The sequence below is a fragment of the Polaromonas sp. P3_C2 genome (assembly GCF_056402675.1).
This window is the reverse complement of sequence record NZ_JBFUGX010000051.1, coordinates 1-11317: the sequence shown is the minus strand read 5'-3', so window position 1 is coordinate 11317 and position 11317 is coordinate 1. Positions and strand designations below refer to the sequence as shown.

At 61.6% G+C, this 11317-nt stretch carries 13 protein-coding genes and 1 riboswitch; of the genes, 5 read left to right on the top strand and 8 right to left on the bottom strand.

All coding sequences use genetic code 11. The features are described from left to right. The 4 genes from AC1DWI_RS04090 to AC1DWI_RS04075 all read right to left on the bottom strand — a co-directional run. Positions 1-345, bottom strand: a 345-nt coding sequence (locus tag AC1DWI_RS04090; RefSeq protein WP_477724419.1) for a Chromate resistance protein ChrB, incomplete at its 3' end; no start/stop codon positions are given. Positions 346-562: 217 nt separating this feature from the next. Beyond that, positions 563-1171 (bottom strand): methionine biosynthesis protein MetW, encoded by a 609-nt coding sequence (metW, locus tag AC1DWI_RS04085; RefSeq protein ID WP_477670444.1) that lies wholly within the window; start codon positions 1169-1171, stop codon positions 563-565. After that, positions 1168-2328, bottom strand: a complete 1161-nt coding sequence (metX, locus tag AC1DWI_RS04080) for a homoserine O-succinyltransferase MetX (RefSeq protein ID WP_477670443.1) — start codon at positions 2326-2328, stop codon at positions 1168-1170. Before metX ends, metW begins: the two co-directional genes overlap by 4 nt. A gap of 254 nt (positions 2329-2582) precedes the next feature. After that, positions 2583-3146 (bottom strand): TMEM165/GDT1 family protein, encoded by a 564-nt coding sequence (locus tag AC1DWI_RS04075; protein WP_477670442.1) that lies wholly within the window; start codon positions 3144-3146, stop codon positions 2583-2585. A 5-nt stretch (positions 3147-3151) separates the two neighbouring features. Then, positions 3152-3338: riboswitch (yybP-ykoY riboswitch) on the bottom strand. A gap of 159 nt (positions 3339-3497) precedes the next feature. Between AC1DWI_RS04075 and AC1DWI_RS04070 the strand changes: the two genes are divergently transcribed. The 4 genes from AC1DWI_RS04070 (at position 3498) to AC1DWI_RS04055 (ending at position 6800) form a co-directional block, all read left to right on the top strand. Then, the gene (locus AC1DWI_RS04070; RefSeq protein ID WP_477670441.1) at positions 3498-4700 is read left to right on the top strand and encodes an ammonium transporter; all 1203 of its coding nucleotides are present in this window, start codon (positions 3498-3500) and stop codon (positions 4698-4700) included. Positions 4701-4855: 155 nt separating this feature from the next. Beyond that, positions 4856-5422 (top strand): sigma-70 family RNA polymerase sigma factor, encoded by a 567-nt coding sequence (locus AC1DWI_RS04065; RefSeq protein WP_457281906.1) that lies wholly within the window; start codon positions 4856-4858, stop codon positions 5420-5422. A gap of 17 nt (positions 5423-5439) precedes the next feature. Beyond that, the gene (locus AC1DWI_RS04060; protein WP_477670440.1) at positions 5440-5691 is read left to right on the top strand and encodes a zf-HC2 domain-containing protein; all 252 of its coding nucleotides are present in this window, start codon (positions 5440-5442) and stop codon (positions 5689-5691) included. A gap of 638 nt (positions 5692-6329) precedes the next feature. Further along, the gene (locus AC1DWI_RS04055; protein ID WP_477724418.1) at positions 6330-6800 is read left to right on the top strand and encodes an RNA recognition motif domain-containing protein; all 471 of its coding nucleotides are present in this window, start codon (positions 6330-6332) and stop codon (positions 6798-6800) included. Positions 6801-6951: 151 nt separating this feature from the next. On the opposite strand, the gene AC1DWI_RS04050 is transcribed toward AC1DWI_RS04055, so the two are convergent. From AC1DWI_RS04050 to AC1DWI_RS04035, 4 genes are all read right to left on the bottom strand, one after another. After that, positions 6952-7728: an SDR family oxidoreductase gene (locus tag AC1DWI_RS04050; RefSeq protein WP_477670439.1), complete on the bottom strand. Its 777-nt coding sequence runs from the start codon at positions 7726-7728 to the stop codon at positions 6952-6954. Between the two features lie 31 nt (positions 7729-7759). Next, on the bottom strand, positions 7760-8425 hold the full coding sequence (lptC, locus tag AC1DWI_RS04045) for an LPS export ABC transporter periplasmic protein LptC (protein ID WP_477670744.1): 666 nt from the start codon (positions 8423-8425) through the stop codon (positions 7760-7762). 77 nt (positions 8426-8502) lie between these two features. After that, entirely contained in the window at positions 8503-9099 is a 597-nt protein-coding gene (locus AC1DWI_RS04040) for a KdsC family phosphatase (RefSeq protein ID WP_477724417.1), read from the bottom strand. Between the two features lie 38 nt (positions 9100-9137). Then, positions 9138-10130, bottom strand: a complete 993-nt coding sequence (locus AC1DWI_RS04035; RefSeq protein ID WP_477670437.1) for a KpsF/GutQ family sugar-phosphate isomerase — start codon at positions 10128-10130, stop codon at positions 9138-9140. A 115-nt stretch (positions 10131-10245) separates the two neighbouring features. On the opposite strand from AC1DWI_RS04035, the gene AC1DWI_RS04030 reads away from it, so the two are divergent. Then, the coding region (locus AC1DWI_RS04030) for a monovalent cation:proton antiporter-2 (CPA2) family protein (RefSeq protein WP_477724416.1) at positions 10246-11317 on the top strand (1072 nt) is incomplete at its 3' end.

The following is an 11317-nucleotide window of genomic DNA, read 5'->3' as shown; positions in this document are numbered from 1 at the left end:
CTTGTGGAGTTCCGCTTCGCTGGCCGCCACTATGCTCTTGCGGGCATCCTTCACGGCCTGCACGAGCTCTGCATAGTGCTCGGAGCGGTCGAACAGGGCGCGGAACGCCTGTTCCTGGGCGTCATCGCGCGCGCGMAATTCGAGCAAGTAGGCGTCAGCTCCAGCGTCGGCAATCGTCTTGGCGAGCTCCCGCAGAGCAAGGGCGGAGGGCGCGGTGGCCGGAAGGACATAGACCCCCTCCCGAAGCGTTCCCGCACCTGTAGCCTTGAGTGCACGCCACACCCGGACCCGCAGGCCACTTGGGGTGGTCGGCAGTGTTGCGGTAAGGATCAGCCAGTCAGTCATGAAGCAATCATCTCATGACGTGATGAACGTTACAAGAGGGCTCGGCAGATTTGTGCTGAAAACGTACTGTTGACAGCTTTCGAACGCGTCGCAACATGCTCCAGCACGACTTGGAGGCGCGGGGGCGCCAGGTCGGAATTCCGGCCGACCCATTCGGAATTGCGGGTTATGTCTGCTTTTTGGCCGAAGCCGCGTTAGCGATCAGACAGCGCCGGCGCTACTCACGCTTGAACTTGAAAACCGCCCGGCTGGCGCGGGCATTCGGCCAAAAGCGGACTTCGCGGCCATCCTGCAAGCCGAAGGAATCCAGGATCTGCAACTGGTTTTGCAGCGCAAGCGCTTCAAAATCCTGCAGCGTGCCGACACGGATGTTGGGCGTGTCATACCACTGGTAAGGCAACACCTTCGTTACCGGCATGCGGCCGCGCGCAACAGCCAGGCGGTTGGGCCAGTGGCCGAAGTTGGGAAACACGACGATGCCGGCGCGGCCTACACGCGCGGTTTCACGCAGCATGGTTTCGGCGTTGTGCAGGTGTTGCAGCGTGTCGATCTGCAGCACCACGTCAAACGAGCGGTCGCCAAACAGCGCCAGGCCCGCTTCCAGGTTGAGCTGGATCACGTTGACGCCGCGCGCCACGCAGGCCTGCACGTTGGCGTCGTTGATCTCGACGCCGTAGCCCGAGCAGCCGCGCTCACGGATCAGGTAGTCCAGCAGCTCGCCGGTGCCGCAGCCCAGGTCAAGCACACGGGAGCCGTGCGGCACCAGCCGCGCGATCGACAACATATCGGCCGAAGGCTGCACATTGAGTTCGACGGGCAGGTTCATACGGCCACCTTGCTCTGGAAGTAGGAACGCACCACGCCCAGGTAGCGGTCGTCCTCCAGCAAAAATGCATCATGGCCGTGCGGCGCGTCAATCTCGGCGTAGCTCACATCACGCTGGTTGTCGAGCAGCGCCTTGACGATTTCGCGGCTGCGCGCGGGAGAAAACCGCCAGTCGGTGGTGAAGCTCACGAGCAGGAACCTGGCTGTCACATGGGCCAGCGCGTGGGTGAGGTTGCCGCCGTGCGCTCTGGCCGGGTCGAAGTAGTCGAGCGCCCGCGTGATCAGCAAATAGGTATTGGCGTCGAAGTACTCGCTGAATTTGTCGCCCTGGTAGCGCAGGTAGCTTTCGATTTCGAACTCGATGTCTTGCGTGGTGTATTTGTAGGGGACATCGGCGTTCACGGTTTCCTCCACCGCCTGGCGCAGTTGGCGGCCAAATTTTTCATTCATCACGTCATCGCTCAGGTAAGTGATGTGGCCGATCATGCGGGCGATGCGCAAGCCGCGTTTGGGCAACACGCCGTGACGGTAGAAATGGCCGCCGTGAAAATCGGGATCGGTCACGATGGCGCGGCGGGCGACTTCGTTGAAGGCGATGTTCTCGGCGGTGAGGTTGGGCGCGCTGGCCACCACCACGGCGTGGCGCACGCGGTCGGGGTATTGCAGYGTCCAGGCCAGGGCCTGCATGCCACCCAGGCTGCCGCCCATCACGGCGGCCAGGGTCTGGATGCCCAGGCGATCCAGCAGGCGGGCCTGGGCGCTGACCCAGTCCTGCACCGTGACGACGGGGAAGTCGGCGCCGTAGAGCTCCTGCGTGTCGGGGTTGGGCTGCATGGGGCCGGTGGAGCCGAAACAGGAGCCTAAATTGTTGACGCCGATGACGAAGAAGCGGTCGGTGTCGACCGGCTTGCCCGGGCCGATCATCGTGTCCCACCAGCCTTCGGATTTGGCTATCGGCTGKCCCTGCGCATCGAGGTACACGCCCGCCACATGGTGCGAGGCATTGAGCGCGTGGCAGATCAGCACGGCGTTTGATTTGTCCGCGTTGAGCTCGCCGTAGGTTTCATAGCTCAGGTCGTAGGCGCGTATCGACGCGCCGCTCTGCAGAGGCAAGGCCTCTACAAAGTGCATGCTGAGCGGGGTGGCAATAAGTGTCAAAAAATCACCTGCAGAAACAAAAAACCCGGCATCGCTAAAGCGAGTCCGGGTCGTTGGAGTTCGTCTTTAGCTGTACTTTTTAAGCGCCCGCAAGCTGAGCAAATCGGCGCTAATGAAAGTATACCCCGATGGATGTGGCCCCCACGGTCGTTCGCTTCGCGTAACTCCCTGCCCCCCGAGGGGGCCGCTGCGCCTGAGGCCCGGCAAAGCCGGTTCCTCGGCCCCTGCTGGGTGGGGAGTGCTGTTTGTCTCTTTTATGCTTTCATCAGCAATGCCGCCAGCCCCAGCCCGGCAAAAATGAGCGCCGAGACGATGTGCACCGCACGCAGCGGCACCAGGCGGGTGACGCGCTCGCCCAGCCAGACCACCGGCGCATTGGCCAGCATCATGCCCAGCGTGGTGCCGGCGACCACGCTGACGATGGCGTCGTAGCGCGCGGCCAGCATCACGGTGGCGATCTGTGTCTTGTCGCCCATTTCCGCCAGGAAGAACACCAGCACGGTGGTGAAGAACACGCCGTAACGCGGCGGCTTTTCCTCTTCGTCCGCGTCCAGCTTGTCGGGCACCAGCATCCACGCCGCCATGGCCAGAAACGAGGCGCCCAGGATCCAGCGCAGCATTTGCGGGCCGATCAGTGTGGTGACCCAGGCGCCGGCGGCGCCGGCCAATGCGTGGTTGACCAGGGTCGCGACAAAGATGCCGGCGACGATGGGCCAGGGCTTCTTGAAGCGGGCAGCGAGGATAAGCGCGAGGAGTTGCGTCTTGTCGCCCATTTCGGCGAGGGCGACGATGCCCGTGGAGACGAGGAAAGCTTCCATTCAAAAAGACTCCGGCCGAAAACCCATGACTGCACGGCATCCCCGGCCTGAAGCGGAGGCTGTGCAGTCAAAGGTCTCGCGTGATCCGAAGACCGCTTGCGCCATGTCCGAAAGAACAGGTTCCAAGGACAAGTCTGTTGACGCAAGCCCCTTTCAGGATTGAAAGGCTGGCTACTCCCCAATGACAGCTTTCATTATATCGCCAGGCGTCCAGGCGCTTTCAGGCTGAAATGGTGCACCCAGCTGTTCATTCGCACACTTGAGGCGCATTTCTTGCTTGTATTTGGTGCGGTTATGGGAATTTCTCTGAAATCGCACCAACAAATAGCAATTTCATCTGAAGAGGGACTTATGGAAGCACTAAAACAGGGCTCAGATGCCTTGTTCATCCTGCTGGGCGGCATCATGGTGCTCGCCATGCATGCCGGTTTTGCCTTTCTGGAACTGGGTACGGTTCGCAAAAAGAACCAGGTCAATGCCCTGGTCAAGATCCTGGTGGACTTCTCGGTGTCCACCGTGGTGTATTTTGTGGTGGGCTATGGCGTGGCCTACGGCACCCATTTTTTTGTCGGCGCAGAGCAGCTGGCGGCTAGAAACGGCTATGAGCTGGTCAAGTTCTTCTTCTTGCTGACCTTTGCCGCAGCCATTCCGGCGATTATTTCGGGGGGCATCGCCGAGCGGGCGCGTTTTTACCCGCAGCTCATCGCGACCGCCGTCATCGTCGGTTTTGTCTACCCCTTCTTCGAAGGCATCGTCTGGAACCAGCACTTCGGCGTGCAGGCCTGGATCAAGTCACTGACCGGTGCGGAGTTTCATGATTTCGCGGGCTCCATCGTGGTTCACGCCGTGGGCGGCTGGCTGGCCTTGCCGGCGGTGATTTTGCTGGGCGCGCGCAGCAACCGCTACCGCAAGGACGGCGCCGTGTCGGCGCATCCGCCTTCCAACATTCCCTTCCTGGCGCTGGGCGCCTGGGTCCTCACCGTGGGCTGGTTCGGCTTTAACGTGATGAGCGCACAGACCATCGACAAAATCTCCGGCCTGGTTGCCGTCAACTCCCTGATGGCCATGGTCGGCGGCACGCTCGCCGCACTGGTGTTTGGCAAGAATGACCCGGGGTTTGTGCACAACGGGCCGCTGGCCGGCCTGGTGGCGGTATGCGCAGGCTCAGACCTGATGCATCCGCTGGGCGCGCTGGTGACGGGCGGCATCGCCGGTGGCGTGTTCGTCGTGATGTTCACGCTGACACAGAACAAATGGAAGATTGACGACGTACTGGGCGTCTGGCCACTGCATGGCCTGTGCGGCCTGTGGGGTGGCATCGCTGCCGGCATCTTCGGCAACCAGACCCTTGGGGGACTGGGCGGTGTGAGCTTTGGCGCCCAGTTGCTGGGCAGCGCCATGGGTGTGGCCTGGGCGCTGCTCGCGGGCTTTGCTGTCTATGGTGTCCTCAAGTCCACGATGGGCCTCAGGCTGAGCCAGGAAGAAGAATTTGAGGGCGCGGATTTGTCCGTCCACCGCATTGGCGCCACACCTGACCGGGAAGTCAACTGGTAGCGGCGACGCAGGCGGCGCTTTTGCTACTTATTTGATAGCTGCTTGCGCCCGTCCTTATTGGGTTTGGACCCGTTTCTTTTAAAAATCGCGCCTGGGGCGTAAATTTCGTCACGTTCCGGCGCACAAGCATCACACCTGCCGCTAGACTTTCGGCCATGCCTACTTTTGAAGAGCAGCTGGTTGAACACCGCGTCTATCTCCTTCGTTTTGCGCGCCTGCAGCTGCGCAACGATGAATGGGCCGAGGACGCCGTGTCGGAAACATTGCTGGCGGCTTTGTCCAAGCCGCAGTCTTTCGGCAACCGCTCCCAGCTCAAGACGTGGCTTGTCGGCATTCTCAAGCACAAGGTCATTGACCTGATCCGCAGCAATGCGCGCATGGTGGCGGTACCGGACGCCCGCGGCGACGAAGAGGGTGACGAGCTCGACCGGCTCTCTTTCCAGGCCGACGGTCATTTCACCGAACCGCCCAACGACTGGGGCAATCCGGACCAGACCCTGCAGCAGGTTCAGTTCTTCCAGGTACTGGACGCCTGCATGGAACGCCTGCCACCTGCACTGGGGCGGCTGTTCCTGATGCGTGAGTGGCTGGAGCTTTCCTCGCAGGAAGTCTGTAAGGAACTCTCGCTGACACCGACCAACCTGTATGTCCAGTTGCATCGGGCCCGCCTGCGCCTGCAGGAGTGCCTGAATATCCACTGGTTTGGCAAACTCAGCACCTGATACGGCCAGCCCTTAACGTGAAACCCAACATTACCCTGTTAAGACGCACCTGCCGCGAGGCTGCGGCATTGCTGATCGCGCGGGAAGACCGCGCGCTTCGTTTGCCCGACCATATCGCGCTCAAGCTGCATCTTCTGGCCTGCGATGCCTGCCCGAAGTTTGAGAACCAGATTCTGACCATGCGCGCCGCGATGAAGCAGTGGCGCAACTATTCGGATCTTGCCGAGGCTGGCTCCACCGAATTGCCGCCCGATATTCGTCCCAAATAACGCGCCGCCGAACGGGCGAAGGCGGTCGCCATCTCATCGAATAAATATTGATTCGGATTGAATCATTGCAATTTTTTGTAACTATTTTCCTTCCGCGCGCGCGTCAACTGTCCTGCTTATGGCTTTTAACGGACACATCCTCGCTTCCAGCATCAGGGCTGTCCGGAGAGAACTTACGACTCTGATTTCTTCGCTCCGGCAGCCTCTATTCATTGGTAAATCCATCAACAGTAGGCGCTAACTTATTAAGCGGGGCCGTAAATTCGGGCCACTAATAGCGCTTTATTGTTAAACACCCGCGTAGCTGGGGCGAAAACCCCATCGCGGGCTTTTTGTTGCGCCATCTTCAATAGAAGTGCTTTGGGCTACCCTCCGCGGCCTTCAAGTCAGCCGGCAGGTCGATACAAAAATCGTAAACAAACCCGGGAAGCCCCTGTTTATGCGGGCTTGCGAGGCCCAGGCGTAACGCCGGCTGGTTGTCTTTTTGATAACTGACGCATAATATGCCGGTGCGAGTGTCACTATTCGCACASGTTAGGTGATCGGTCAGTTTCGCGCGCTACRGCGGTACGTATCAAGATTTGTTGTGCTTTCGGGACCCCATCGCTTTTGTTTTTGTGTTTTAGAGGAGTCCCTTCATGGGCAAYAAACTTTACGTCGGCAAYCTGCCRTACTCSGTCCGYGACGAAGACCTGCAACAATCTTTYGGCCAATWYGGCKCTGTCWCCAGCGCYAAAGTCATGATGGAACGCGACACCGGTCGCTCCAAAGGYTTTGGCTTTGTCGAAATGGGCARCGATGCMGAAGCMCARGCWGCWATCAMCGGCATGAACGGCCAGYCKCTSGGCGGCCGYAGCGTTGTCGTGAAYGAAGCACGTCCCATGGAGGCACGTCCTCCACGTAGCGGCGGCTTCGGCGGCGGTGGTGGTGGCGGCTACGGTGGTGGTGGCGGCGGCGATCGTTCCGGCGGTGGTGGCTACGGCGGTGGCGGCGGTGGTCGTTCCGGCGGCGGCGGTAGCGACGGCGGTTTCCGCAGCCCCTACGGCGGCGGCGGTAGCGGCGGTGGCCGTTCCGGTGGCGGCGGCGGCGGTGGACGCGGCGGCTACTAAGCCCTGCAGAACCCCCTCTTCAGCCTCTGGTTGAAGAGCGCTTAAAAGGCTTCAAGACTTCGGTTTTGAAGCCTTTTTGCTTTGCAGCGCCCAACTTACGGGCGCGAGCAGCTCCTGTTTTGATAGCGCAACGCGCAAAGGCGCCCGGCTCTCAGCTCTCGCCCTGGCGATGCTTGCGTGCGCGGCCAGACAAAGCCTTGTCGAACACCGCATTGGGCAGCAGACGCAACAGCTTGGCCACCACGCCCATTTGCCAGGGGATCACCCGGTAGCTGCACCCCCCCTGGATGGTGGCAAACGCTTTTTCGGCAAATACCTCGGCCTTCATCAGAAACGGCATGGCATAGCGGTTTTCGCGGGTCAGCGGCGTGTCGATGTAACCTGGGCAAATCGTCACCACCTTCACGCCACTGGGGCGCAGTTCCCCGCGCAGGCTTTCGCAATAGGCGATGACTGCAGCCTTGCTCGCGCAATAGGCGCCATGGCCGGGAAGGCCCCGTATGCCGGCCACGCTGCCAATACCAACCAGTGTTCCTGTGCCTCGCAAAACCATGCCGGCGATGAACGGATGAAAGGTGGCTGCGACACCGATATTGTTGGTCGCAAAAGTCCGGGCCATGACCTCAAGGTCAGCACGCACCGCGGAGTCCATGCCGATGCTGATACCGGCATTGGCAATCACCACATCGGGCACGCCCTGCGCGGCGATGCAAGCCTCGCCGGCGGACACAATGCTGTCGATGTCGGATACGTCTGCGCCGTAGACCTGGTAGCGGCTCGCACTGATGGCATGGGTCTCGGCCCAGGCCTGGACCTCGGCGGTTCTGCGAGCAGCCAGCGCCAGCCGATAGCCTGCAGAATAAAAACGCAGTGCCAATGCCTGACCGATACCGCTGGAAGCGCCGGTGATAAATACGAGTCTGGACATGGTGGGCAGTCGTTGATTAGAGAGTGTCGCGTTAGCGGGTCGCCGGTGCGTTGCTTGCCGGATTGACGGGTGGTGCAGGCATGAGAGTGGGCAAGGTACCAGCACCTGCAGCGCTGGCCGCGGAACGCGGGACGAGAATGCCGCGGACACGTCCCTTGAGATCGGCCACCTGGTCCAGGTTGTCGTAGGCAAAAGTGTCACCGGTGAACTGGTCGGTGCCGCGAATCAGCAGCACCGGTTTGTGCGACTTCACGCGCTCGTCATTCAGGAAGGCATGAAGAAACTCACCGCGAAATTCCATGCGCGGCGTTTCCTTCCCGTTCGCATCCTGGCTCGCCTCCCTGACCACTACCGCATTGCCCGTCAACTGCACTTCCGATCCATCACCGTTGGTGTAGGCCCGGTTGGCCGTAGCCGTCGTGATGCGCTTTTCCACATTAATGCTGCGGATGCGCACCTGGTCAATTTCCAGGATGTCGGTGTCGGCGAAATGCCGGGCCTCTGTCCCATAAATTTCGCTCTTGAGCTGGCCCCCGTCGTCAAACGTCTTGACGGTGAACTTGCGCATGAAATAGTCCACATCGTGGCTCGCCTCCCTGGCCACTTCCGGCGTGCTGAAGATCGGGGTGTTGCGCACAAGCCAGTAGGTACCCAGCGCCAGCACCCCCATCATCACCAGCGGCATGTAAATGGCCATGCTGTCCCAGACGCGCAGAAAGCGTCGCCACACATTTTTCAGGTGCAGCAGGGCGCCGCGGTTCTTCGCCGCGGTGCTCACTGGCTGTACTCCTGAAGGAGCCCGGCATAGCGTCCGCTGGCAACCAGCAGCACATCACAGAACTCGCGTGCGGCGCCATGGCCACCAGGTGCTTGCGTCACGTGGTGGACCATCGCGCGCACCTCCGCGTGCGCATTGATCGGCGCGCAGCTCAACGCCACACGGGAGAGCACGGGCAGGTCGGGCCAGTCGTCACCCATGGCTGCGGCAGCGCTCCAGTCCAGCCCCAGGGCCTGCAGCGTGAGCTCGGCGGCCGGGCGTTTGTCCTCCGTACCGAAATGGGCATGGGTGATGCCGAGTGCCTGCAAACGTGCGCGCAGCACGTGGCTATCGCGCCCGGTGATGACGGCGGGAGTAATGCCGGCCCTCTGGAGCAGCTTGAGGCCATGGCCGTCCAGCGTGTTGAACCGTTTGACGATCTCGCCCGAAGCGCGATAACCACCCGACACCACAGCCAGTTCATGGCCGTCGGGGTATTCGGAAAAATACAGGCCACCATCCGTGAGTACACCGTCGACGTCAAAAAATGCCACCTTGATGCCCTGCGCGCRCAGCAGCAGTTCAGGCGGAAAGCTCAGTGTTGGAGTAAGCATCTATCGTTTCACCGCAAGCCAGATAACGGGTGCGAGCGTCATATCACTTTTGCGCGCATCAGGTCGTTGGTATTCAGCGCCCCGCACAACACCCCTGCGTCGTCCACAACCAGCACGCTGGTGATGCGGTACTGCTCCATCAATGCCACAGCCTCGACAGCCAGCGAATCCGGCTGTATCGTGCGCGGATTGGCGCGCATCACGTCGCCCGCCTTGCTGCTACGCAGGTCCACGCCTTTTTCGACCAGCCGGCGTAAATCGCCGTCGGTGAATATACCGAGCACCCGCCGGCTGCCGTCCACCACCGCAGAAGCCCCAAGTCCCTTGGCGCTCATTTCACGCATGAGGTCGGTGAAGCTGGTGTCGGCCAGCACTTGCGGCACCGCATCGCCGCTGCGCATCACGTCACTGACATGCGTGAGCAGTTTCCGGCCGAGCGCACCGCCCGGGTGGGAGCGCGCAAAGTCTTCTTCCTTGAAACCGCGCGCATCCAGCAGGGCGACGGCCAGCGCATCACCCAGGGCGAGCTGCGCGGTCGTGCTGGCCGTCGGCGCCAGATTGAGCGGACAGGCTTCCTGCGCCACGCTGCTGTCAAGCGTTACCCGTGCTTGCCGGGCAAGCGTGGACTGTGCGCCCCCGGTAATTGCCACCAACGGTACGCCCTGGCGGCTCAGCACCGGCAGGATCATCGTCAACTCGGCGCTCTCGCCGCTGTTGGAAATTGCGAGCACCACGTCGATGGCCTTGATCATGCCCAGGTCGCCGTGGCTGGCCTCGGCCGGATGCACAAACATGGCAGGTGTTCCGGTGGAGGCGAGTGTGGCGGCAATCTTGCGGCCTATATGGCCGCTTTTTCCCATGCCCATGACAACCACGCGGCCGCGGCATTGCAGCATCAACTCCACGGCCTGGGCAAACTCATTGCCCAGCCGTCCCACCAGGCCCAGCACAGCGGCGGCTTCTATTTCAAAAGTCTTCCTGGCAAGGCTCAGCACCTGTTCGGCATCAAAATTCACGGCGTCAAGGCTCATGGCTGCATTCTATAGAGGCGGGCAGGCCCATCCCGCCGGCCAACCCCCGCGCGAATGGGCCTTTGCCGCCTGCAATTGGTCAAGGCCATGCAATATCCTCGGCTACCATCAACGCATGAGCGCGCTTGAACTGACCCTGCTGTACCTGCTGGCTGCTGTGCTGGGTGTGGTGGCATGCCGTTCGCTCAAGCTGCCGCCCATGCTGGGTTACCTGGCGGTCGGCGTGGTCATCGGGCCCAACGCGCTGGCGCTGGCACAAAATTCCGACGGCGTCAGGCATTTGGGCGAGTTCGGCGTGGTGTTTCTGATGTTCGTGATCGGGCTTGAGTTCAACCTGCCCAAGCTGCGCTCCATGCGGCGTCACGTCTTTGGCCTGGGCCTGCTGCAGGTTACGCTGACCATCGTGCTGGCCACGGTGGGCTCGCTGTTCCTTGCCAGCATGGCCCCCGGTCTCTGGAAGATGGGCTGGCAGACCGCGCTGGCGCTGTCCGGTGCCATCGCCATGAGCAGCACCGCCATTGTGGTCAAGCTGCTGTCGGAGCGACTTGAACTCGAATCCGAACACGGCAAGCGCGTTATGGGCGTGCTGTTGTTCCAGGACTTGGCCGTTGTGCCGTTGCTCGTGCTGATTCCGGCACTGGGGGCGCCCGCCGATGCGCTCCTGATGGCGCTGGCGATCGCGGGGTTGAAGGCGGCCGTGCTGGTGGGGCTGCTGCTCACCGGCGGGCAACGCATCATGCGCTGGTGGCTCACCATCGTGGCACGGCGCAAAAGCGAAGAACTGTTCGTGCTCAACCTGCTGCTGGTCACGCTGGCGCTGGCCTGGCTGACCGAGCGCGCCGGGCTGAGCCTGGCGCTGGGCGCGTTTATCGCCGGCATGCTGATCTCCGAGACGGAATACAAGCACCAGGTCGAAACCGACATTCGGCCCTTCCATGATGTTTTGCTGGGCCTTTTCTTCATCAGCATCGGCATGCTGCTGGACTGGCGGCTGGTGCTGGAACGATGGCCGCTGGTGCTGTTGCTGACGACGTTGCCTGTTCTCTTCAAGCTGGTGCTGGTTACCGCGCTGGCGCGTTCGCTGGGTGCAACAGCCGGCGTATCGCTGCGCACCGGCCTGTACCTTGCGCAGGCGGGTGAATTCGGCTTTGTGCTGCTCACGCTGGCCCAGCAGGGCAACCTGGTGC